The sequence below is a fragment of the Paenibacillus curdlanolyticus YK9 genome (assembly GCF_000179615.1).
In the GTDB taxonomy this organism is placed as follows: domain Bacteria; phylum Bacillota; class Bacilli; order Paenibacillales; family Paenibacillaceae; genus Paenibacillus_T; species Paenibacillus_T curdlanolyticus.
In genome coordinates this window covers 42,042-67,500 of record NZ_AEDD01000016.1, presented here as the reverse complement: position 1 = coordinate 67,500, position 25,459 = coordinate 42,042, and the positions used below count along the sequence as shown (strand labels likewise).

The following is a 25,459-nucleotide window of genomic DNA, read 5'->3' as shown; positions in this document are numbered from 1 at the left end:
ACGACTCCGGATCGGCGAACAGACGCGTGCAGCGATTGCACATCATCAGGTTATCATTACGCAGGTAATCCCGGAATCGAACAGCGCGCTCTCCTTCCCACAGCTCTTGGAACGAGTTTTCGTTGATATTGCCAAACTTGTAATCTGGCAAGTCGACGCAAGGATACACATCCCCTGTCCGACGGACGATGAGCTCATGCCATGGTGCAACGCATTTGGATCGGCCAAACACATTGTCGATATCCGTATAATAGTCGTGAATATCGACATAATGGGAGTAATCGACGCCTTCGGCCTCCCAAATGGCCTGCAAATCACGCTTCAACCACTCAGTATCGATCGGAATCTCATCCTCCACGAACCCTTGCCAAGCAGGAGATACATCGCAATCCAAATGCTCTTTCATTTGGTGCGCGTAGGCTTCCCCGCGCTCCTGCGACGTATAAAGCAGCGGAGCAAAGTTGACTGCGATATCACGTTTCCTCTGCCATGGATTTTTGGTGTCGTGCAGCACGATTTCCGCATCCTTGAACCGCTCTCGAAGCGCAGGGATAAAGTCAATCGCGCTCTTGTAATTGCTTGTGGACAGTACCATGTTGACGCTGATGAACGGGAACATTTTGCGGCGCCGTTTCTTCTCCGCCATCAATGCTTCAATGTTTTCGCAGATGGTCTGGAAGCTGCCTTTCCCCCTGATCGCATCATGATACTCCTCCGGCCCGTCAATCGAGATGTTGACGACAGCCGTGTTATCAATCAAAAACTGAACGCGTTTTTTGATCAACGATCCGTTGGTATTAACGTACACATTCATTCGCTTGCTCCGCAAATGAGTGACCAGTTCTTCGAAATGCTTGTACAGCATAACTTCTCCGCCTGTCAAAATAACGCCAATCGGGTTGCGTCCTTTCGGAACCTGGTCAATGAATTTCTTTAAGACTTCAATATCAAGCTGCTCGCGAATGACACGTTGAGGCTCCTTTAAAGCCCAGCCTGTATCTCCCCAAATGTGGCAGAAGGAACAGCGATAATTACAAATATCAGACGGAAAAATCGTTAATTGCTTGAGCATTGGCGTCAGGTTCTGTACGTGCTCGACCAGCTTTTCATCACGAAGCGTCCCAGCATTCGTCCACATGTACGCGCCCACCTTCCCTCTTGTGATTATGAATGGATATTACGAGAATGTTCGTTGCCTCGACAGCCTAGGCCGACGTGCTTGCCATTGTCGCTTCTACGTAACGAATAATGTTGTTCAGCGTAAGGAAGTTTTGATATTGCAGGTCGTCGTCTTCCCACGATACGCCAAACTCCATTTCCAGCGCGAGTACGAGTCGAATAAAGGTCATCGAATTAACGCCAAATTCGGACAAATCGTCATCCGGCCCGATCTCGCCGATGCCTTCTCCTTCCTCAGCCAATACGTCCACTAACATTTCCATCACTTTTTCCCGAATTTCGTTTGTCATTTTATTTCCTCCTCAAAATGGATTAATAAGTTCGTTCCGCAATCTGATCGAGCCTTGCGCCAATCATCCGGTGCAGCTTGCGCTCCTGTTCTGCGATATGAGCGATTCGTTCCGCTCCGGACTCGAATGTCTCAGATCGGTATGCATCGCCGTACATGTACCGAACCATTCCTTTTCGAATGAATTCCCAGCCTGCCAGTATTTCACCCAGCAGCGTACGCTCTTCCTCCGCTCCAGGGAGCAGCGAATGCAATCGATAGATTTCCACACGTTTCGTTAAAGCCGTTTCGTTTAAGAAAGCGACCAATCTTGCCATATGCTGCTGCAGCATATCCGGCTGTGCCGTTATACGGCTGTAATCGGCTCGGAAGCGATCCAACGCCGCCAGACTGTCTGCAAGCTGCTTCTGCCCCTCATGCCAGCATCGAGCCCATTGCACGGTAGGGTCAGCTTCCGATCCCGTCGGAAGTGGCGCTGGCGCGAATAAATAGTGGCTCGCCTCGTGCTGTCCCGTCTGGACATACCGCTCGATGAAGCCATCGAACGCGCGTGCCAAATCATCAAACGGCAGCGTGCGTCTCCGGTACGACAGATTTTCCATGCGATCATGCTCAACGATGTGGAACACCCGCTCACGTCGGTCATATCCGAAAATGAGCAGCGTATGATCGATATGTCTTTTGCCGTAGGCATCCTGCCGGATCGGTAGATCATAACAGTCCACCCAAACGACAGCTGGTTGACCGGCAGATAAACTATCCAGCAGTTCCTGAACAATATCCTCGCTGCCGCATCTCGTTACCGACTGAACGCCAGCTAAAGCGAAGGTATCCTCAATCGGCCGGATTTCTGCATACGTGGCTGCGTATTCGCCATTCTCTCCTGCGTAAACGACAAGATCATTGGCAAGGAACGGCACGATGCTGCGGCCGAAGCTAAGGACAGCCGGGAACAACGAGTTATAGAAGCAATTGCGATAAAAAATGTCGTTAAAGGGCTCGATACCCGGCAAAATCAACGTCTCTGCTAGCTGTGTCGATGATGTCGGTTGGAACGTTGGCTGGTTTGTCGGCAATATCGGCTGCTGCACATTGGCCGGCATAGGTGGCTGAATGACCGATGCAGGCAGCTTGGCTGCCGACTCACGTGTCTGAGTTCCTTCCGCCGGCTCCCCACCGCCTTCACGAATAAGTTGGGCGAGCTCGGTTATCGTACGGTGTCGATAAAGATCATCTGAATCGATTTCAATGCCATTGCGAGCCAGTTCCCGCTCCAGTTCAATCGCGAGCAGCGAATGTCCGCCTAATTCGAAGAAATCATCGTCGACGCTTAGCTCGCTCACGCCGATCAAACTACCCCACAACTGACCGAGCAGCTCTAAGATCGGGTCGGAGCTGCCTTCACCAAGTCCCTTCAACGTTACGGTCGGCTGAGCTGGAGCGTCCTCTAGTTCTGTCCTTTGCTGCACAAAGGTCTCAACAACCTGCGGCTTAGGCTCAGGACCGAGCCAATAACGCTTACGCTGGAACGGATACGTGGGAACGCGAACTTTGCGTACTTCCGCGCCTTCGTATAGTTGCTCCCAATCGACGTTAGCCCCCGTCACATACAAACGGGCAAGCTCGCTCCAATGCTTGTCTGATGCGCCCGAGTCCAAGTTGGGCTTGAGAACGGACAGCAGCTCTTCAGCTTCACCACTCAGTCGACGATGCTCGGATGCGGTCAATTGACCAGCTGTTGCCGATTCGCGTTCGGAGCTGATAATGCGGTGTGCGCCGTGATAAATGCCATTTGGCCACTGAGCATTGCCAACTTCCTTAGCTTCTGCGAACCATTCCAGCTGCTCTTGCAACTCGCTTCGATTGCGGAACAAGAGCGCCATTCGGTAGGTGTAATGCCCTCTCCCCGTATTCGCCGTAGCACAGATGTGATCAAGTGAATCGACGCTTGTCTGCAAGAATGAGCGATAACGCTCGCATTGGTCTCGCAGCGCCTCCTCTGAACGGCCAGACAACGCAAGAATTCGCATGTGCTCCGACTCATCGGCGAATTGGGCCGTACGAACGGGTTCCGGAGCTTCCTCCAGAACGACATGGCAGTTCGTTCCGCTAAAGCCGAATGAACTGACGCCGCAGCGGCGAGGGGCACCGTCGCTTTCCCAAGCTTGCGCGCGATCAACAACGTACACGGGTGAACGTTCAAAGGCAATATTTCGGTTCGGGCGGTCAAAATGAAGCGTAGGCGCCAACTGTTTGCGCTGCAGAGATGCTACTGCTTTGGCTAGTCCTGCTACGCCAGCAGCGCTGTCCAAATGCCCGATATTCGACTTCACCGACCCAATAGCACAAAACTGTTTTTTATCCGTATACCGCTCGAAAGCGCGCTGGATACCGTCGACCTCGATTGGATCGCCGAGCTTCGTTCCCGTCCCGTGCGTCTCGATGTACGTAACCGTCGACGGGTCAATCCCTGCATCTTCCCAGGCTTGTGCGATAACCTTCTCTTGCGCTACTGCATTCGGGGCGGTGATGCCTGCTGAAGCACCGTCTTGGTTGATTGCAGATCCCTTAATGATGGCATGGATACGATCCCCGTCCGCCAAAGCTTGTTCCAACGGTTTGAGGAGGAGCGCAACGGTTCCTTCGCCCCAGACGGTGCCGTCCGAGTCGTTATCGAAGGCGCGAGTTTGCCGATTCGACGATTCAATGCCGATCTCGAATACCCCTTCCACTGGCATAAGACATGCTTTCACCCCGCCCGCAATTGCCATGTCGCATTCTCCGGTACGGATTGATTGACAGGCCAAATGCACGGCAACGAGCGATGACGAGCAAGCTGTATCAACGAGAAAGGCGGGGCCCTGCAAATCAAGTAAATACGCGATCCGGCTCGCAATAAGCGATGGCGTATTCCCAGCTCCCGCGGCGTGGATTAGCGACGGGAACTTTTTGTTAATGTATTGCCCATAGACCGGCCAGTCCGCAAACCCGAGATAGACGCCTGTCCGTGTGCTTCTTATTTTTCCGCCGCCGTAGCCAGCATCTTCGATGGCTTGCCAGCAGGCATCCAAGAACATCCGCTGGTTCGGATCCATAAGTGATGCTTCCCTCGGCGAAATCCCATAAAACTCAGGATCGAATTCGTCGACGCGCGGTAGATATCCGCCGTGGCTGAAGCGTAGGGCTTCCTTCGGTACATCCGTGTAGTAATCAACGAACCGCCTAGCATCGTCTTGCCTCGCTTCCGGATAGGGGCGTATCGACTCCTTGCCGCTAACAAGGTTGTCCCAAAAGGTATCCAAATCAGGCGCATCCGGCAGGCGTACAGTCATGCCAATGATGGCAATATCGGTCGCTTCTCCTGCGACGCGCGTCTTCTGGCTGCTGCCAGCTCCTTCATTGCTGCGCGATCTATCGTCGCTTGTCATATCCTCCGATTGCAGATACGTGGAGAGCTTAGCGATGGTCGGGTGGCTGAACAGGTCAGCGATTTTCGTTCTTCCTGGGAAGCTTGCTTGCAGGCGCTCATGCAGCCGCGCGATCAGGATCGAATCGCCGCCAAGCTCGAAGAAGTTGTCATCAACGCCAAATTCCTCGTAACCAAGCACTGCCATCCAGGCTTGCGCGACCTTCTGCTCCACTTCGGAATAGGATGCCCCTGCGCCCTTCCCTTTCAGCTTCACCGGCGCAGCCTTGACGTCTTCGGCTGGCTTTGTCTGATTCTTCTTCACGCTCGATGCAAGCGTTTCGTCCATTCGGAATGGCAGCCTGTCTGCAAGCTCGAACAGCACGCATTCCCGGTTCCATTCCCCGACCAACACATGAGGGTCTGGCACGCCAAGCAAATGCTCGAACGCCTCCATCCCGCGTTCAGGAGGCAATATGTGTAACAGTTCCTTCCGTTCATCCGTCTCTGAATTCGCGGAAAGTCCGGTCCGTTCCCAGGATGGCCAGCCGATGGACAACACCCGTCCGCCTGCAGCACGGCGTGCCGATGCGTAGGAATCCATCCATGCGTTAGCTGCTGCGTATGGACCTGAGCCAACGCCGCCAACTAGCGTAATAGCGGATGAGCACAGGACTAGGAAGTCAGGGTCATCCTCACGGGTCAGCTCATCAAGTAGTCGAGTGCCATGAACCTTCGCGCTGATGAACGCCTCGAATTCCGTCTCCGCGAGCGACGTCAGGTAATTTCCGTCCCCGCTGCCCGCCGCATGAAGAATGCCGTTCACGCGACCGTACTGCTGTCGAAGCTGCTCTAGCGCCTCGCGCAGCGACCGCTCGTCGGAGACGTTGGCACAGACGATTTCCACGTGCGTGCCAGTTCGCTCGATTCCCCTAATTTTTTGAATCACATCAGCGTGGGCGGACGCTGCATCCTCCAATTCAATCTGCTCCCACGCCTCACGAGGCGGGAATGCCGATCGATTCAGCAGCGCGATCCGAACCGCGCCCTTGGCAGCGATTCTTTCCGCGATGCGTAAACCGATGCCGCCGAGCCCGCCTGTAATGAGATAAACGCCGTCCGTCCGCCAAACAATGGCATTCCCGCTTACAGCTTGATCTTGCAGCGCGCTTACCCGCTCGACATACCGTTTGCCTTCACGCCATGCTGTTGTGTAAGGCGTTGATTCTGACGATTCTTCGCTCGTCAATGTATGAATAAAGCCATCGACATCATCTGACGAATAACCGAAATCGACGCAGCGTACCCGAATATGCGGCATTTCCCATTGGATCGCCTTACCCATTGCGAACAACGCCGCCGTATCTGGATTCGCAGAGGATTCGTTTCCAGCAATACGATAAACGCTTGCTGCCGCCAGAATCAGCTCAACCGGTTCCTTCCGCTCGTCAGTCGCAAGCGATCGCAACAAGCCGAGCAGCTGCCAAGTTGCTGTATAAAGGCTTTGCGAGTTCCCAGCTGTATCTCCAGTGAAATGCATTACAATTCGCCGCGGGCCTGATCCGTCGGCTCGGTTGAGCAGCTCGCCGAATTCATCCGCATAAGCCTGAATAGGCGTAGGCGTCGAGAGATTGTCAGCACTCAAAGATTGATCCGCTGCCAGCACCGCCTCTGTCACGTTCATTACGCCTGCTGTACGTAGACGCGCTGATGCTTGAGCCACGAACGCTTTGTCGGCGCCTGCAATAACAGTCGGCATCCGTCCGAATTGTGCGTTTTCGCTTAACGGCAGCTGCTCCTCCCGCCATTCCAGTCGGTGATAAGTCATGCTTGGCTCAATACCGTTCTTAGTTAGCGTGCCAGCATCTTCAGGGAGGTTAAGCCAGCACCGCCGGTGTTCAAAAGGCGTCGCAGGGAGATTCAATCTTGCCGTCTCCCGTCCTTCGAATAACCGCTCCCAGCGAATTTCAGCGCCGCTTTCATATAGCTTTCCTAGCTCACGCAGCGTTTCGGACTTACTGACCGGTTCGACGTGGAAGCGATCAACCGCCCCATCCGCTAGAAGGTTCAAACCGTTATCTGCAACTGTCGGACCTTGGATGTCCTTCAGACTTAGCTCCCGAAGCGACTTCAATAGCTCTTCGCGATTGGCCCCTAGGACCGAAATCCGATACGGATAATGGCCGCGACCGACAGCAGCTGTATGACTAACATCCACCAGACGGACTGCAGGATGCGATTCCAGATAGTCCGCGTATCGTTTGGCTAATTCGAGTAAAGCAGCTTCTGATCGTGCCGAAAGTGGCAGTAGTTCAAGCTGCCCATTCAGTCCCGCTACGGCTACCTCCGGAACTACGGGCGCTTGCTCCATCACGACGTGACAATTCGTCCCGCTGATGCCAAACGAGCTGATTCCGCAGCGCAGCGGCGTGTCCCCCGCTTCCCAGGAAGTGAGGCGCGTATTGATATATGCTGGAGAATCGACAAAAGGAATTGCCCGGTTCGGCCGTTCAACATGCAGCGTCGGGAACAGCTGCTGATGCTTCAGCGCCAGCACGGCCTTCATCAAACCTGTGATGCCCGCCGCATTGTCGAGATGGCCAAAGTTGCTCTTGATGGAGCTGACCGCACAAAACATTTTCCGGTTTGTGTATCTGCCAAAGGCGCGACGGATACCCTCTAACTCAATCGGATCGCCAAGCTTCGTGCCGGTGCCGTGCGTCTCGATATATCCGATCGTCTCAGGCGAAATGCCCGCCTGACGCCACGCTTCCGCAATCACATCCGCTTGAGCGTCTGCATTCGGCGCAGTGATGCCCACCGAGCTGCCATCCTGATTTACGGCACTCCCTTTGATGACGGCGTAGATCGAATCGCGATCCTGCAGCGCGCGAGCGAGCGGCTTCAGCACGATTACAGCTGCCCCTTCACCCGTTCCCGTGCCATCTGCTGCATCGTCGAACGTCCTCGTCCTGCTTGTGGAGGACTCAATCCCTACCTCGAAATCACGCACTGGCAGCAGATGGAGCTGAATGCCGCCTGCGATCGCGAGATCGCATTCACCGCTCCGGATACCTTGGCATGCGAGATGGACGGCTACCAACGACGAGGAACAGGTTGTGTCGACGAGGAAGCTTGGTCCTTTCAGGTCTAAAAGGTACGACAGCCGGCTCGCGATGATCGGCTTCACATTACCAGGCATCGCCATCGAAGCTGACTCCGGTTCCACCGTATCGATCATGCGCTTGTAATCCGAATCAGAGCCGAAGCCGACGTATACGCCCGTTCGGCTGCCAGCCAAGCGACTGCCTCCCATTCCAGCATCCTCGACCGCGCGATACGCTGTCTCTAGGAACAGCCGCTGGTTGGGATCAAGCAGGCTAGCTTCTTTGGGCGACAATTTGAAGAACGAATAGTCAAAACGGTCGATCGCATCTAGATATGCTGCATCGCCATAGGCAAGTTTAGACGAATCCTTTCCTGCGGCGCGGAAATAACGATCCGTATCGCTGCGGCGTGACTCTGGCAATGGGCGAACCGCGTCTGCCCCTTCACGAAGAAGTTTTAATAGCTCTTCCTCGTTCTCGGCAAGCGGCAGCTGCAGCCCGATCCCGACAATTGCGATATCCGTCTCAGACACAGGAGGCTTGGCCGACGCGCTGCTCTCTGCCCTTCCCCTGCCCTGCAGGCGAACTTTCCCGAACTCCATGCCGCTCACCCCCTAGCCGCAGCCACGGCACGTTCTGAACCGGAGGCTTTATCTGTGTATTCAGGGAACAGCTCGCCCGTCCCCGTCCTTATGATGATCTCGAGCAGCCGCTCTTCCGCTTCGTCCGTCTGTACACCCTTCGTTTGGAAAATCTGTACCAGATTACGGAACGCTTCCTGCATTTCATCCGGTTCCGGCGCACGATCTTCGGCATCTAACCGCTCTTGGATTGCTTCAATGTTCCGGTATGGCTCCATTACACCTTCCCGGTACGCCCGCTCGTCCCAATTGCGATTGCGCGTAGCAGCCGCTGTTGTCAGACAGCTTGCCACGAACATGAGGGTTTGCTGCCGTGCGCCCAAGCGCACCAGCTTCAGCTGTTCGTGAAGCTCCTCCGTCTGCGACGGCTTCTCGAAAGAATAGGCCTGCATGCCGTCTGTGTTTGCCTTGACCAGCCGAGCAAGCACGGCCTGCGGGCCCAGCTCAACGGCTGTACTTACGTTTGCGCCTGCCAGGAATCGCATCGTCGCTTCCCAACGTACAGGCGAGACGATCTGCTCAACCAAGCTACGGGCGATCTCGCCCGCTGAAGCATGCGGCAGCGCCGTTACATTTGAAATAACCGGGAAGCGGGGAGCAGCGAGTTTAGCCCCGCGCATAGACTCTTCCAGTCGCTCAGCGGCCGAAGCCATTAACGGACTGTGGAAAGCAGCGCTCACATTCAAGTAGACCGCTTTTGCCCCTCGTGACTCGAATTCAGCAACGGCACGCTGGACCGCATCCTTGCGGCCGGAAATAACCGTCTGTACTGGCGAGTTATAATTGGAAACTACCACTTCCGTACCGGCCGCGCACAGGTTCAGGCATATTGCTTCGACTTCGCCAGCGTTCAAACCAATAATGGCGCACATCGCGCCCTCGCCTGCATCTGCTGCCTCCTGCATCAGTCGACCGCGCAACGCCACTAAACGCAGCGCGTCCGCAAAGGACATTGCCTCCGCACAGGTGAGTGCAGACCATTCGCCCAAGCTATGGCCAGCCATATAATCCGGGGTTCCGCCGATACGTTCCATAAAGACACGATATGCCGCTACGCTGACCGTCAATAATGCTGGCTGAGCGAATTCGGTACGGGTAAGTCGTTCTGAATCCTTGCCCATCATGATATCGCTAAGTTTATAGCCGAGCGTCTCGTCCGCTTCTTCAAAAACATGCCGAGCCGTTTCGGCTTCGTCGCGAAGCTCTCTGCCCATTCCCGCATACTGCGATCCCTGGCCGGGAAAAAGCATCGCCCATTTAACCATTAATTCCGCTCCTTTCCTTCGAGGCCAAGTCTGCGTAATGCAGCCGAAGCTGATCAATATGTGCTAAACTTTCAGCCATTTCGCGCTCGGAGACGCCGAAATCAAGCAAACAAGCAATCTCGTCCACGCCCATCGCCTGAAGCTCATCCGTCATGGACACGCAAGTCTCCGTTGTCCCGAACAAAGCACTTTCATTCCAGTATCGTTCGAATGCCGCCGAAACGACCATTCTACGGTGCCGATCGTTGATTCGGGATGGATCAACACGCAGCTCTCGAGCAACCATGGCATCATCATACATTTCAGTGTGGGAGGCCAGATAGCGTATCATCGGTTCGCGCACCGTCTCGCGCACCTTATTCAAGTCATCGCCTAGAAACGTGTGCAGCATGACGGTTACGCGGCCATCCGTGGAATGTCCATTCATCCGACGCGCCTCCCGATATACCGCAATGTGATCCTTAAGCTCGGACTTGTCGATCGCATATAGCGCAGTCAACACATTAGCGCCAACCTCACCTGCTCGTCGCCACGTGTCTCTCGTCCTAGCCGTCGTTATCCAGATAGGCAGCTCACGCTGCACTGGCGAAGGATAAAAACGTTCGATCACCTGCTCGCCTTCGGGCGAAGCGAACGCAACAGGTTCACCGCGCCATAGCTGCTTTAGAATGGCCAATCGCTCAAACATCGCTTCCCTGCGAATCTCATATAACTCAGGAGCAAACACGTATTCCTTAGGATGCCAGCCATACGTTACGGACAAGCCTGCACGACCGCCAGACAAATTGTCTACGATCGACCAGTCTTCTGCCACGCGGATCGGATGATGGAACGGAAGCGAGATGCTGCCCGCCCGAATAGCGATTCTGCGGGTTCTGGCTGCCAGAGCGGCCCCTAAGACCGATGGATTCGGGAACAGGCCGCCGAATCGATGAAAATGCCGCTCTGGCGTCCATACCGCCTCGAACCCGCGCTCGTCTGCTTCGACCGCGAGATCAAGAAGGGCGTCATATTTTCCGCGCTCCTCCCCCTCGCCGTCGGAAGAGAAGAAGAACAAACTAAAACTTAAACTCAAGACACCACCCCTGTTCCGGATAATTGCCGAAGGAGGTCAAGATATGATTCAGTCAGCCACTCTGGCGTTCCCTGCTGGAAGCGACCTTTCTGATATTGCAATGTCAGGCCCAAGCCTTTACCTGTGCTCGTATCCTCAACGATAAGCATCAAATCATATAAGCTAAGCAGTCTGATGCGCTCGCTCTCAGCCACTGCGCTTGACCGGCATAGGAAAGGCAGCGTATCCGATGGAGCACGCTCCGGGATGAAGCGATCCACACGCTCAAGTGGAATGACGCCCGAAGCTCCAGCGTTCCGCAGTTTTGCGCTAACACTCGCAAACAAGCCCGTAAAATCATGCAGCGTATCAAGATCCAGCCGGATCGCCAACGCCCCGTGCTGCACAGCAGCATGGAAGACCGCAGATCGCTGTCCGGCTGCCTCTGCGAACAAATATCCCCACATCGATGCGAGAATGTCGTACCGTTCCACCGAGCACTCAGCTGCCAAACGATCCAGCGCGGCTACCACTTCAAGGGGAACCTGCAGCTGGATTTGACCAGCAATTGCTTCACCTTTCGACCAACGCGGCTCGAAGCAATCCTCGGGAAGCGGCTGATAACCGTCGATCGGATACGCTTCACGGCGTGACAACCGGTTATCCAGCCACTCCGCCTGTTTACTGACGGTCGGGAGCGAGAAAAGGTCCGTGACGGTAATCCCTGCGGAGAATGCTCTTTCCAGCTTAGCTTGCAGCGTCATAAGCAGCAGGGAATTGCCTCCAATATCAAAGAAGTGATCGTCTGGCCCGATTTCAGCAAGCTTCAGCACGTCGCGCCAAACCGCGATGACGGCGTTCTCTGTCTCGCTTTGCGACTCGACGCCAACACGACCGGAAGGCAGCCTGTCCGTGCAGCGAAGCAGCGCCTGTTTATCAGCCTTTTCGTTGCCGGTCCGTGGAATAGCGGCGATTCGATAGTATACAGAAGGAAACATATGAGCCGGAAGCTTGTCACTGAGATGCTCTCTAAGTTCATAAGCCGTCATCTCTCTTCCAATTGCGACATATGCTGCGATTTGCTTCTCACCAGCCGCATCGTCCGTTGCCATTACGAATGCCTCAGTGATTGCCTCATGCCCTTGCAGCGCTAGCTCGATCTCGCGAAGATCGATCCGGTAACCGCGAATTTTCACTTGCTCGTCGTTGCGTCCCTCGAAGCGGATGGTGCCATCCTCCTGCCAAACGCCAACATCCCCTGTCCGGTACATCGTCTCACCCGGCCGATAAGGATCTGGTACGAATTTGCTCTTCGTCAGCTCCGGGTTGCGAAGATAACCTCTCGCCACTCCGTTACCTGAGATGCAAATCTCGCCTGGTATGCCGATCGGCTGTAATTTCCCGCGGCGGTCAGCGATGTAGACGTTATAGCCGGCAATCGGCGATCCAATCGGAATGTTCTTCTCAACCTCGGGATCGCATCGCCAATAAGTGGCACATACGGTTGCTTCCGTCGGTCCGTACGTATTGTATACGCGAGCCTTGTCAACCAATTGGTCATAATGCGCCGCCTTCAGCACGTCTCCGCCGCTGAGGTAGGTATGCACGCCAGGGACGCCTCCTCGCTTATTCAGCTCGCTGAGCAGCAATGGCTGAATGGTAACGACGGTTACGCCGCTAGTTTGCAGCAGCTGGACCAGCCTGTCAGGATCGAGCACGTCTTCGCGCTTAGCAATCACGATGGTAGCGCCGCTAAGCAGCGTCGGATACACCTCTTCAACGAAATGGTCAAACGAGCATGACGCTTGTTGGAGTACGACATCCCCCGGACCGAGATTGAATTCTTGCTGGAAGGCATGCACATAGGCCAGCAATTGGCGGTGCTCTGTCATTACTCCTTTAGGCGCGCCAGTCGAACCGGAAGTGTAGGTAACGTATGCGATCTGCTCTTCCGTGGTGTTGAGCAGCGGAGTGTCAGAACTATCGCCTTCATAAGAAGCAGCACCGCTCAGTTGAACCACACGGCCTGTAAACGTAAGCGGAGCCTCCAAGCCGTCGCCAATCAACAGCACTTCCGCAGCGCTGTCTTCCAACATGTAGGCAATTCTAGCTGGCGCATAGGCGTTATCAATCGGAATATAGCCGCAGCCAGCCTTCAATACAGCAAGCATGGCGACGATCCATTCGTCAGAACGCTCCGCAAACAAGGCGACTAATCGTTCGCCGCTTTTGAACGTTTCGCGCCGAAGCCTGCGTGCAAGACGCTCAGCACGAGCGTTGATATCACCGTACGTGAAACTTTGACCGCCACTAATAACGGCAATAAGCGTCGGGTTAGCACTCGCTTGTTCTTCAAATACGTGATGCGCCAGCTTCTGGCTAGACTTTTCAATTGAGCGGTTAAAACGGGTTAAGATGATCTCCCGCTCAGAAGGAGTAACGAGATCAAGATCGCCTACCTGCCGCAAAGGCTGATGAACAATTTGATCCAGCAGGTGCAAATAATGTCCTGCCATGCGTTCGATATCGCTTGCAGACAAGGTTGCTGCATCGTAATCGAAATCAACCATCCACTCCCCGAAGGTGTGAATGCCGAGCGTCAGCTTGTAGTGGGTTGATTCTCGCATTTGATAGTCGGTTGCCGTCAAACTGCCGCATCGCAGTGCCGATGCGTCGAGCGGATAGTTGTCAAGAACGACGATCGTTTCAAACAATCCATCTGCTCCGCCCGCGCCGCTCCAAGCCGCAATATCCGTTATTGGCGTGCTTTCATATGCCTCTCTTCGACGAATGGCTGCATCTACCGCAAGAATAACTTGCTCTGCCGACACATTCTCGTCGATGGTGACGCGAAGGGGCACCGTATTAATGAACAAGCCAATCATTTCTTCCACATTGTCAAGCTCTGGCGTTCGCCCCGAGACAGTCGTACCGAAAATAACATTGCCCGCGCCGCTGTACTTATGGAGAAGGAGTGCCCAAACGCCGTACAGCACCGTAGCAGCAGTTACGCCCTTCCCTCTAGCATAATCGGTCAATTGCGCAATCATCTCCGGAGGAATCGGAGCCGAGAATGTGCCTGGCACTTTGCGTCGAGCTGCTTCCGCACCGGCTCCCGTGCTAAGCGGAAGTACAGCCCGATCCGCGAATCCAGCCAGTTCTTCCTTCCAATACAGCTGGCTAGCTTCGCGGTCTCCCTTCTGCAGCCACGACACAAACTCCTTGAACCGCGTCTTGCGAGGGGCATTAGGTTCCTTACCTGACAAGCAGGCATCATAAGCTTGCATGAATTCCTTCAACAGAATCCCGTTGCTCCAGCCATCGAACAAGATGTGATGCCAACTGACAATCATCTCGAATTGATGATTGTCCAGCACGCATACCAGTACGCGCAGCGGCGCTGCCGTTAGGTCAGCCGGCCTGTTCCGCTCCTCTTCGACTGCATCCGCAACAAGCTTCTCCCTCTCCTCAGCGGTATGCGCAGAACAATCCCGTTCTTCTACCTGAATGTTCGGCTCGCGAAGTACGATCTGAACGGGGTGTTCCAGTTTCTCCCACCGAAACACCGTTCGCAACATTTCGTTAGCTTGCGCCACATGCCGCCAAGCAGCGCGCAAAACGTCCATTTGCAGCTCACCTGCAAACCGGATGCTAAGCTGCTGCACGTAGCTGTCCTCGTCCATTCCGCTGCGGTAATGGTACAACAGCCCCTCCTGAGTGGGCGTCAATGCCATAATATCTTCGATGCTTGCACGGTCAAGCTTCGCCGCGTCACTCATCCAAATTCCTCCTCTTGATTGCAACTACCCTGCTGCGTTCGCCGTTTGCGCTAGGCGGTTTCCATCCTCGATACCGACGACCTGACCGAGCTCTAGCTTAACGATCTTATCTGCCAGACCGAAATAACGGTCGTCATGCGTGATTGCGATAATACATTTTCCACGTTCCTTCAGCTCCGGCAACAGCGCCTCGTAGAAGAACTGCCTGAACTCAGGGTCTTGATCCGCTGCCCATTCATCGAACAGATAGATCGGACGATCTTCCAGGTAGCTTATTAGTAACGCAAGCCGTTTGCGCTGGCCGGTTGACAAAGCGAGCGTATCCATTCGACTGTCGCCAATCCGCACCTTGCCATGCAAACGGAGCTGCGACATGTGCCGTTCAATCTCGTCACCCTTAGCTGCCACATCAACGCCGTACAGCTTCTCAAACAGATGATAATCGCTGAATATCGCTGAAAACTGCTGTCCGAGCCATTCTGGCTCCTGAGCCATTCCATTCACTCTGATCTCTCCGTCGTCCGCCGCATACAATCCCGTTGTCAGTCGAGCAAGAGTAGATTTACCGCTGCCGTTGCCCCCGGTAATGAACGTTACTTCACCCGCACGGAATGCAAGGTTGATCGGCCCGACCTCGAACGTCGCCCCATCCTCACGAGACGGATGTCTGTACACGACATGATCCAGCTCTAAGGAGCGGAATGGAACGCCTGCAGGTAACGGTACAGCGGCAGCAAGCGACTCCGAGCCTGCTTGCTCTTCCGACAATTCCGCTGCCAGCGCATTGATTCGGCCCCAGCTAATTCGGACTCTGATCATATTCGGAATCGAGCCGAGAATGCCATGGATTGGCCCCGTCATATACAGCAATACGAATACATAGGTTTGGATTGACGATGCCTTCATTGCAGGGAATAAAACAGGGAATAGAAACGCGACTACGCCAACGACAACCGAAAAGAGCAGCTCGCCGATCACATTCACATTCGCAAACTTCATGTCGCCCCGAATGCGCTTGTCGCGGTAAGTTTGCGAGCTTGCGATCATGTCTGACTGGAAACCTTCCCGTCTGCCTTCGTGAAGCGCAAGCTCTTTAAATCCGGAAGTCATGTGATGAATGAAACCAAAGAATACATTCTGGATGTCTCGCGTCTGCTCCCAAATCCGTTGTGCCTGACGGCCAAACAGGAAATGAAGACCTGCTGCGGTGACGATGACGAACAAAGAGACGAGCAGGCCATAGCCGCTGATCGTTCCCATATAAACAAAGCAACAGATTAACGTAACGAGGCTAGTCGCTCCTGTCACAACGATATTGGAAAATTCGCTAATGACCTCCGTATCGTTATTGAGCGCCGCCTGGATTTTCCCTTGCTCCAGCCGCTCAAGCCGACGGAATGGCGCTTTAAGCACCAGTTGTGTCAATTCGACCCTTTTGCCATAAACCATGTCATTAGCGATCCGGATTAACCGTGTGCGCACCAGCTTCTGGCCGACGACGTACAAGAATATGCCAGCGAAGAGGTAAAGCAGCAGACCGCTTGGAAACTTCTCGTCATCGATGTGACCAAGTGCAGCGTTAACAATAAAGATAATGAGAGCATTGCCGAAGCCGCTGGCTAAGCTCAATACGACCAAAGGAAGCATTGACTTATCTCCAGGCTTCGGAGCAAGCGCCGTCAGAGCATAATAGATGCCGAATAACGTTGCCGCTATAAAGATCGCCCAGGCAGCAGCCGGTACTGTGAATGGCGCCCAAACGGCAGCGAACTGCCAATTCAATCCGCCAAACAAAGCATCCGGAATTTGGTACAAACAATATCCTAATACAGCGACGCCTATCACCAGCGACGCAGAGACACCCAATACCTGAGCAGCTCCTGCTCTAAACTTGCGCTGCCGCCTCGCCAGTTGCACGATAGCGGTTATAAGCTGCCACATTGTAAGGATGACGACCGGTGCGGAGATAAACAAACCTGCTGATGCGGTAGCGTCCAGCCCTTTCCACATATCTTTCAGTGGATCCGGCATCTTCTTGTCCATGATCATGCTCATGATGCCTTGACCCAATGTCATTGTTCTCATGTCGCTTTCATTGGCTAATATTGCAACGCCAATGCCGTCTTGCGGGCGAAGGATGAGGAATGAGGAGAAATTCGGATTACTTCCTTCATGCGCCAGCTCGCCAGTGCCTTTATAGTACAAGCCCCATCCAGCGGCATAGGATGATCCATCCGGATTCGGTGGCACTGTCTGATCCGGTTCGTGAGACTTTCTGACGATCTCCGGATCAAGTCCGAGGCCTGGGACGACACCGAGTTGAATTTTCAGCCACTTCTCCATCTCAGATGCACTCGATATCACGTAACCTGCCGCCGTATTACCGCGAAATGCAGGAGCGTCATAAGCCCACGTGCGGAGCAAGCCCGGCCTATACCCTTGTGCCATCTCCGCTCCTTCCGGCGCCTGGTACATATACGTGCCGGTCAAACCAAGCGGGTCCAAAATCTGTTCACGCATGTACTTTTCAAACGGTAAGCCAGTAATTTGCTGGACGACAAACGCGAGTATATCGTAATTGATCGTAGCGTAATCGTATTTCTCTCCGGGTTTGCGATCCAGCTTAAGCCCGTTCAACATACGGACGGTACGCTCCAATGCACCTTCGTCATCCGCCTGCGGAATGGTACCGATCGTTCGGAACGGTACGCCGCTCGTATGATGAAGCAGCTGGCGAAGTGTAACTTCCGCTTCCTTCCCTTTATACGTAAAGTGAAGCCCCGGCACGTAACGGCTGAGATACGCATCCAGATCCAACCGGCCTTCCTTTTCGAGACGGAGTACCGCGAGTGCCGTGTACGCCTTACTTGTCGAACCGATCTCGAACAGTGTCTGTGGCGTTACAGGACGCTTCTCTTCTCGGTCCGCCCACCCGTACCCTTTGCTAAGTACCGTTTTGTTCCCTTCTACAATGACGACTGCGAGGCCGGGAACGCCCATCTTCTCCTTCTCGCTGCGAATATAATCTTCGATCTCGTCCAACCGCCCGCTTATGGGCGCATAGGAATCGGCTTTCACTTGATCAGACAGCATCACGACGACTGCAAATAGCGCCAGCAAGAACGCTATTGGTTTTCTCCACTTGTTCATCATGGCTGCAACGCCTTTCCGCGCTCTGCTGCAACATGAGCGAAAATCGCATCCACTGCCCGAGCCGGCCCGCCTGCCTCATCGAGCGACCGGTGAATGCGTCCACAGGCTTCTTGATAGGCTGGCTCTGTACGGACGCGACGGACCGCATCCGCCACCTCGGCTGGTTGCCAATCTTCACCTTGAAGGAAAATGCCAGTCCCTGCCTTTTCTACCGCGATTGCACCCATGAATTGGTCGAAGCTCTGAGGTACGACAACCATTGGCACTTCCGAACAAAGGCTTTCGTGAATGCTGTTCGATCCGCCGTGGGTGACGAACGCGGCTGCTCGACTGAGCAGCGCCAATTGCGGCATATGGGGACGAACGATCACGTTATCTGGCAATTGTCCAAGTCGCTCTACCGGTACTTGATGGCCTATCGACATAGCAACCTGTACTTCTTGGTCACCGAACGCTTCTATACACTTCGTGTAGATATGCTCGGCATCATTAAAAATGGTGCCTAAAGCGATATAAATTAACGGACGGCCGTCCAGCCATTCAAACGGAAAATCGTCAGGCTCTGTACGCGGCTCGATGGCGTAACCCGTAAACACGTAGCTGTCATCGAACGCTTGCCCGTAAAGCTGGAATTCGCGCGATGTCGGCGCGAGATTCAGCTTTTCTTTGCCGCAGAAAATATCGTTGATTATGCTTGTGGTATGAACCCCATACTTCATAGCGATGATCTTCGAAAGCTTGGCTTCCAGCTTGCGATAGACGTCTGTTTTTCCTTTGTTCTTCGCATAGACAGGGTCGTTCCCCGCCCGCAACACATACTCCATAAAAAATTCAGGGTCGACATCTGCCATCTCATCAATGTAAGCGAAGTTCGCAAATACCGAGATGCCCGGTACGCCCAACTGGAGAGCCAGCTCTTTGCCCCAATAACAGAAGGCGTCATGCACGATATAATCGGGTGCCCATGCCTGTACTTCCTCTAGCAAACTGCTAACAATCTTCTGACTGCGGCTAAGAATGAAATCTGCTGTCACGAGGAACGTCTCAATACCCCCGGCATCGTGCGTACCGAAGCCCAGCGGCTCCTTATACGTAGTGAAGGCAGCGCCCGCAGCTTCAATTCGTTCCCGAAACGGTTCGCCTGAATAATACAAAATTTCTTCGCCCCGACTGGTCAGCTCTCGTATGAGTCCCAGTGTCGGATTGACGTGACCATGTAGGTCAACGCCGAAATATATGCCTCTCGTCATGACTTCCTCCTACGATTGTGGTCTATTCATCACATAACGGTCGTGCTTGCGAGCTTCGCTTGCGTTCGGAGCATTGCGTCCCCAAGCGCCGGCATAGACGATTTGATGAGAGGAAGACAGCTGCAGCAGCTCTCGGAACTCATCGTCGTAAAAGCCGCCGATAACCGAGAAACCAAGCCCCATCTCTTCGGTTTTCAAATGAATGAGTTGTCCGAGTCCGCCCCCGTCGATCGAGCTCTGCTGGTATTGGGAAAATTCTTCCTTCGAAATTTGCGCAATATCAACCGTGAAAACGAACAGAACAGAGCAATCTTTGAGGAAAGTTTGGCCCAGGCAGATTCCAGCAGACAAGTCGCGGAAATCTCCCTCCCTCATGCAGCGAAGATCGCCTTTTGCGTATTGATAGACGCCAGAAGGCAGTCCTTTAACATCGTGGACAATTAAATAAAATACCGGAAGAAGCTCAAGCTTTTCGATGAACATCAGCATCGTGTTTAAATCCTCAATAGGTAGCTCGCAGCGCTCAAACGCAGCGCTCGAGCGCCGGTCAATCAGAAGCGGGAGCAGTTGGTCGTAATCCGTCCACTCCTCCGGCAGCGACAATCGCGTCAGCCAATCGTCAGAAGGCGCTGGTACCGTTCGGTTTACCCTCTCTTGAAACTCAAAGATCGGCGCCCAGTTGAACAATTGCGCTTCTGCATCATCCAGCGATTCGCCTCGTTCAGCGATCTGCAATCGCTGAGGAGGAACAGCCGACCTTGTCTCATGGTCGCCATGCATAGGAGAACCCGCACTCGCTGCGATCATCGCGATCGGCACCTCGAGCGCGTCCAACTTCAACAACGCGGAGAGTTCCTCCGATCGCAGGTTCGTGTATGCAGCAAACTGCCAGCCTAATGACCGCAGTACAAGCTGCAAATTAGCTGCAACGTGACCCGCGTCGATCATCCCGAACCGGTAGCCCTTGTGCGCATATTTCCAGCAAGTCCTCCACGGGACAATGGATAAAATGAAACACACGTCCGCGTCTCGGGTCGCTGCTGGCTGTGCATCGCGAACACGTTCTGCCGCATGCTCATCCTCAATCCAGTAGAGCGAGGCATGCAGCGCGTTGTAATGATACAGGCCGGGCTGCACGCCATCTAACCGACGGACAGCCACGTATACTTCTACAGGATAGCAACCCCCTGCCGACGGAAACGACCATAGCAGCTCTGACTCGTGACCATGAAACTTGACGGAGGTAACGCCGAAAGCCGGCAGCATCACTCGTTTCAACCATTCAACGCCATTGAGGCTGCCTGACGTCGGGGAACCCTCTCCCCCTTTGCGAATCGACGTCTTCAATCGGACGCATGGACCGTTATAGGTTTTGAAGCGCTCGGGGCGGGGGCTTATCTCGAACCGATTGCCCTCATATTCCCGACCCCTTGTATATTGAAAGATGGAAAGATGTTCCACCGTCGTCGTCATCGATTTACTCATCTTCGATCCCACGCTTTCGGTTTATTTGGTTCGCGCTCAACGACATCGTTACAGGTACAAGCTATCGAGCGCTTCCTGGGACAAGGAGATCGTAGCAAAGTCAGACGGTGTATAGTTCCTTTCCCGAACGCTGCAGCAGTGGCGGATTAGTTCTTTCGTGCGCTTTGCGAAACATCCCGCAAAATCGGTCGCCGTTTCGGACCGGACCGCGCCGCGATCATAGCCAATGGATAATTGCAGCCGGCCGCCTATCACCATCGCCACAATGTCAAGCGGCGCCGTTGGCCGATTGCCTTGACCGCTATCGGAGCCGGACGACTCCTCAGACAACGTAAAATGCTCTCCTCCATTCAGGGAGGAATCTAGCTCTCCGACATAGTTAAATCGGATTCGACGGCCTTCGCCGGGATCATGAAGCGTTCGAGACAGTCTGGTCAAAAGTCCGAAGCCAAGTCCACGGGAAGGAAGGCTTCGCAGCGTTTCCTTGATCGACTTGATGCTCGTCTCCCACGCTTCGCCTTCCACAGCTTGCAGACGGACTGGATACAAGGTTGTAAACCAGCCGACTGTTCGCGACAGATCGATTGACGGATCGGAAGGCTCGCGTCCATGTCCCTCCAGCTCGACTACGGGGCGTTCGATTGCGAAGACATCTTGCACTGCCGCCGCCAATGCAGCTGCGAGCAACTCTTGCGTGTTCGTTCCGTATGCAGCGGAGGCTTGCTTCAACAGCTGCTCCGTTTCTTCTTGTGTCATCCATTCCTTCACGGTCCCTGCAAATGGTTCCGCCTCTTGTCCGTCTGCATCATGCCGAATATATAGCTCGTCCGCCAAGACAGCTTTCCAGTAGGCGCTTTCATGCTCTGAATCTTCCAGGCGGCCCCATAGATGCTCTGCCCAACGCTGATAAGAGGTCGTAGTGGACGGAAGCGATGACGTCTCCGCTAATTGAATATTCCGATACAGTAACCCGAACTCTTCCATCAGCACCGACCAGGATACCGCATCGACGGCAAGATGATGGGCAGTTAACAGCACCATGCGGCTATCCTGTCCCAATTCGAATATGCACGCTTTCAGCAAAGCATCGCGATCTAGCTTGAAGCTCGACTTCAGCTGTTCGCCGATCGCCTTCACTCGATCAAGCTGCTCCTGTGCTGAGCCATCACTCAAATCGTAGACGCTAACAGCATCGATTGCGGCATCGTCATTGAAAACGATCGCGCCGGTCGATGGATCAAGCTTCAATCGAAGCGAGTCATGGCGATTAACGAGATCGCGAATGATCTTTTCCAATTGGCCTGCTGTGAGTTCGTCATTCATCCGCAGCAATACCGACTGGACATAATGATGTCGTTCTGTAAAAGGCCGCGTCAGGAACCAGTCCAAAATCGGCGTAGAACGCAGTCCGCCTTCACTTCGCTTACTTTCATTGGCTGCATCCAAGCCAATCGACCGGAGGCAATCCGCCATGTCAGCGAATACGGGATTGGCCAACACATCTGAAACCTTGATCGCAAATCCGCGTCCACGAAGTCTGGAAGCGAGTTGAATCGCTTTGATCGAATCTCCGCCGCACGAATAAAAATGGTCTTCCTCAGCAATCCCGGCATCCTGAAGGACATCCCTAGCGACTGCAAGCAGGATGCTCAAAGCAGGACTTGCATGTCCGGCTCCCCTTCGTTCACCTTGTGCCGCATCGCGCTTCAACTCAGGCGCTGGCAGGCTGCCGCGGTCTACTTTGCCATTCACATTCAGCGGAATAGATGGCAGCTCCACAATATGTGCTGGAACCATATAGGAAGGCAAGCAGCCGCTTAAATAGGCTGTCAGGTTCACCGCTTCCTCGCTCTGCTCTCGGACGACATAGCCGCATAAAAACTTGCTTCCGTCATTCGTCTGCCGGTCGATCACGACCGCTTCCCGAACGGACGGGTGCTCTGCCAGCATCCGTTCGATCTCGCCCAGTTCGATTCGGTGACCGCGAATTTTGACCTGTAAATCCGCGCGACCAGCGTATTCGACTACGCCTGACTCAAGCCGGCGCGCCAAGTCTCCTGTCCGGTACATACGTTCGCCTGGCAGGAACGGGCAAGAGACGAAACGCTCCTCCGTCACCTGCGGCAAGTTCCGATAACCGCGTGCCAAGCCATCTCCTGTAATATAGATCTCGCCCAGCACATCCTCAGGCACGGGATTCCCATCGCGATCTAACAGGTGAAGCCCTACGTTCGCCGCTGGAATGCCTATCGGTACCGACGCTCTTGTGTCTTCCGCCGGGTCGTACCGATGGATCATGCAGCCAACGACCGTCTCGGTCGGACCATATTCGTTACATATTTCAATTCGTCCGCCGAAGCTGTCATATATCCGCTTAGCCAGATCCGTTCGTAAATCTTCCCCCCCTACGATGAATTGCCTGATGGAACTTCCCCGATTATCTCGGTCTAGCAGTAAGCTTAGATGCGACGGCGTCAGCTTGACAACGGTCGCCCGGTTATCCTTCATCATTCGCTCCAACACATATTCCTCTTGGTCGTCGCGGTAAATGTCGATTCGTCCGCCCGCGATTAGAGGCGTGAAGACAGAAGTGACAGTCAAGTCAAAAGCAAGCGACGAGTAAAGCGGGAACACGTCGTCTTCCCCTTGCGTGTATTGGTTCTTGGCCCACCAAATGTAATTAACGAGCCCACGGTGCTCGATCATTACTCCCTTAGGCTTGCCGGTCGAGCCCGACGTATAGATGATATATGCCAAATCGTCAGGTCCAGCTTGGACTGAGGACGGGTCAGGCTTTTCCGTATACATGCTCGGATCGTCAAGGAATCCGATCGGCCCGACATATCCAGTGCCTTCCGGAACCGCCACATTCGCGAGCAACAATCCGCAGTCTGCATCCCCCAACATATAACCTATGCGTTCAACCGGGTAGTCCGGATCAATTGGTACATATGCAGCGCCGGCCTTCAGAACAGCAAGGATGGCAACGACCGTATCCAGTGAATGCCGGACAAACAAACCGACTGCACACTCTCTACCGATACCGCGGGATGAAAGCCATGCCGATAGTCGATCTGATCGCTCGTCCAATTGGCGATAGGTCAACTGCTCCGTTCCGTATACAGCAGCAACCCGATCCGGCGTCCGCTGTGCCTGTTCCTTGAACAAGGCCATGACCGTCTTGTCGCGAGGATATTCCTTTTGTGTCGACAAGTATGCAGCAAGCCGTTCCTTCTCCGGTTCAAGCAGGATGGACATTTGCCCAACAGGCAAATCAGGTGAGGCCAATATGCCATCAATCATTGATGTCAGCCGGTCGAATAGCCGATCGATTTGCGCTTCGGAAAACTCCGCTAGTTTGAAATCGATTTCCACTTTCAGCTCGCCAGATGCCAGCCAATCCTTAACGACAAGCTGCAGGGAATGACTCTGGCTTCCGCAATGATGCTCTAACACTTCCGCTGATGCGCCAGCCCACTCGGTGATCACCTTCGTGTTATAAACGTTCACGCTAATATCGAAGAGCCCGTCTATGCCTCGCTTCTTAAGCTGCAGGTCTGAAATAAGCAGATCGTAAGGGTACTTCTGATGATAATAGCTCGCTGTTAGTTCCTTTTGAGTCCGTATCAATTCATCCGTGATGGAGGCCTCGCTGTCGATTGCGATGCGCAGCGGCATCGTGCTCGTAAACATGCCGGCTGTCGCCTTCTCCTTCTGCCCTGTACGGTTAAATACAGGCATGCCAATAACCGTCTCAGCCTGTCCGGCTGTCTTGCGATTGTACAGCGCGATTAGAAAATGGAACCATGCCGAAAGGCTGCAGCCCGTTTCATCGAGAAAATGCTTGACAGCATTAGAACGGTCCGCATCCAGCATGTAAATTTTCCGTTTGCCGGCGAGCGATTCAGAAGACGCCGGAGGCGGCTCCTCCTCAGGCCATCCAGCAAACTTGGCGCCCCAGAACGCTCTGTCGCGGTTGAATCTCGCTGACTCCAGATATCCCGCTTCGCGTTGAATATGGTCAAGATAGGAAGGCGCGGAATCGCCTGTCAATTGTTCGCCGCGCGCTATACGTTCGTAAGCGTCTCGGATCTGATCGATCAACATGGTGCTGGACCAGCCGTCCGACGCAATGTGGTGAATTTTAATTAGGAATCCGCCGTCATCTTCCGCAATGCGGAACGTCGGGAACGAGCAGAGCGGCCCGCCATCCAGCGAGAATGGTTCAGCTGCCGTCTCCTCTACCCAGCGCTGCCACTCCGTTTCCGGGTTTGGCAAGGAGGAAAAATCGACAAACGGCTCGTCCTTTTCCAATTCGCTAAAGGGAATGGCATATTGCGCGGGAGTGCCGTCAACTTCTTCAATCCGTAGTCTAAGCGCGTCATGCTTGCGCTTCTGCTCGTCAATTGCCTGTTCAAGAATCCCGTAATCAAGCGGGCCTCGAATGCGAATAGATCCGGTAATGTTATGAAGCGCGGAGCACTGATTGATCTGCTCCGTATACCATATGCGCTTCTGCGGATGCGTTAGAGGATATCGCTTTGCACCCATTTGGCAACCCTCCAGCGTGTAATAGTTATCCGTTCATGTGGTTTTTGAAATCGATTGTAACAAAAGGTCGGTAAGATGCTCGTGGTGGTTGGGAATTAAGTCTCATGAGGTTCGCACGTGATGCAGTAGATTGCATTTTTCGTCGAAAATACGGTTTTTACAGAAGTCTTCGCTTGCACTAGCTTGAGGTAATAATGGGGGTTCATGCCGAATTAACACACATGTTTATCCGAATGTGACTTTTATCATACTTGCCGATTCTGGAACCCGTCAAGTAATTTTCTAGTATAGTTCATCCAA

At 53.9% G+C, this 25,459-nt stretch carries 10 protein-coding genes (1 of these 10 running past the window's edge); all 10 read right to left on the bottom strand.

All coding sequences use genetic code 11. The annotated features are described in order from the left end of the window. On the bottom strand, positions 1–1,138 hold the 5' portion of the coding sequence (locus tag PAECUDRAFT_RS23510) for a radical SAM/SPASM domain-containing protein (protein ID WP_006040676.1). It extends 5 nt beyond the left edge of the window; 1,138 of the gene's 1,143 nt are visible here — the first part of the coding sequence; it begins with the start codon at positions 1,136–1,138; its stop codon lies beyond the left edge, outside the window. Positions 1,139–1,205: 67 nt separating this feature from the next. Then, positions 1,206–1,469 (bottom strand): acyl carrier protein, encoded by a 264-nt coding sequence (locus PAECUDRAFT_RS23505; RefSeq protein ID WP_006040675.1) that lies wholly within the window; start codon positions 1,467–1,469, stop codon positions 1,206–1,208. Between the two features lie 22 nt (positions 1,470–1,491). Beyond that, positions 1,492–8,583 carry an SDR family NAD(P)-dependent oxidoreductase gene (locus tag PAECUDRAFT_RS25045; RefSeq protein ID WP_006040674.1) on the bottom strand — a complete coding sequence of 2,364 codons (7,092 nt, stop codon included), beginning with the start codon at positions 8,581–8,583 and terminating at the stop codon, positions 1,492–1,494. Positions 8,584–8,588: 5 nt separating this feature from the next. Next, positions 8,589–9,887 (bottom strand): ACP S-malonyltransferase, encoded by a 1,299-nt coding sequence (fabD, locus tag PAECUDRAFT_RS23490; RefSeq protein ID WP_006040673.1) that lies wholly within the window; start codon positions 9,885–9,887, stop codon positions 8,589–8,591. Further along, complete coding sequence (locus PAECUDRAFT_RS23485; protein WP_006040672.1) at positions 9,880–10,962, bottom strand: MupA/Atu3671 family FMN-dependent luciferase-like monooxygenase; 1,083 nt, start codon at positions 10,960–10,962, stop codon at positions 9,880–9,882. The genes fabD and PAECUDRAFT_RS23485 overlap by 8 nt, the downstream gene beginning before the upstream one ends. After that, the gene (locus tag PAECUDRAFT_RS23480; protein ID WP_006040671.1) at positions 10,959–14,720 is read right to left on the bottom strand and encodes a non-ribosomal peptide synthetase; all 3,762 of its coding nucleotides are present in this window, start codon (positions 14,718–14,720) and stop codon (positions 10,959–10,961) included. Before PAECUDRAFT_RS23480 ends, PAECUDRAFT_RS23485 begins: the two co-directional genes overlap by 4 nt. A 24-nt stretch (positions 14,721–14,744) precedes the next feature. Beyond that, positions 14,745–17,873 (bottom strand): cyclic peptide export ABC transporter, encoded by a 3,129-nt coding sequence (locus tag PAECUDRAFT_RS23475; protein WP_006040670.1) that lies wholly within the window; start codon positions 17,871–17,873, stop codon positions 14,745–14,747. Next, on the bottom strand, positions 17,870–19,123 hold the full coding sequence (locus PAECUDRAFT_RS23470) for a macrolide family glycosyltransferase (RefSeq protein WP_006040669.1): 1,254 nt from the start codon (positions 19,121–19,123) through the stop codon (positions 17,870–17,872). Before PAECUDRAFT_RS23470 ends, PAECUDRAFT_RS23475 begins: the two co-directional genes overlap by 4 nt. Before the next feature lie 9 nt (positions 19,124–19,132). Further along, on the bottom strand, positions 19,133–20,608 hold the full coding sequence (locus tag PAECUDRAFT_RS23465) for a SagB family peptide dehydrogenase (RefSeq protein ID WP_006040668.1): 1,476 nt from the start codon (positions 20,606–20,608) through the stop codon (positions 19,133–19,135). A 48-nt stretch (positions 20,609–20,656) separates the two neighbouring features. After that, positions 20,657–25,159 carry a non-ribosomal peptide synthetase gene (locus PAECUDRAFT_RS23460; protein WP_006040667.1) on the bottom strand — a complete coding sequence of 1,501 codons (4,503 nt, stop codon included), beginning with the start codon at positions 25,157–25,159 and terminating at the stop codon, positions 20,657–20,659. Positions 25,160–25,459: the final 300 nt, after the last annotated feature.

Bases quoted from the DNA above. Each gene is read 5' to 3' on its own strand.
- PAECUDRAFT_RS23470 (WP_006040669.1), bottom strand. From the start codon at position 19,123: ATGACGAGAGGCATATATTTCGGCGTTGACCTACATGGTCACGTCAAT.
- PAECUDRAFT_RS23465 (WP_006040668.1), bottom strand. From the start codon at position 20,608: ATGAGTAAATCGATGACGACGACGGTGGAACATCTTTCCATCTTTCAA.
- PAECUDRAFT_RS23505 (WP_006040675.1), bottom strand. From the start codon at position 1,469: ATGACAAACGAAATTCGGGAAAAAGTGATGGAAATGTTAGTGGACGTA.
- fabD (WP_006040673.1), bottom strand. From the start codon at position 9,887: ATGGTTAAATGGGCGATGCTTTTTCCCGGCCAGGGATCGCAGTATGCG.
- PAECUDRAFT_RS25045 (WP_006040674.1), bottom strand. From the start codon at position 8,583: ATGGAGTTCGGGAAAGTTCGCCTGCAGGGCAGGGGAAGGGCAGAGAGC.
- PAECUDRAFT_RS23475 (WP_006040670.1), bottom strand. From the start codon at position 17,873: ATGATGAACAAGTGGAGAAAACCAATAGCGTTCTTGCTGGCGCTATTT.
- PAECUDRAFT_RS23460 (WP_006040667.1), bottom strand. From the start codon at position 25,159: ATGGGTGCAAAGCGATATCCTCTAACGCATCCGCAGAAGCGCATATGG.
- PAECUDRAFT_RS23480 (WP_006040671.1), bottom strand. From the start codon at position 14,720: ATGAGTGACGCGGCGAAGCTTGACCGTGCAAGCATCGAAGATATTATG.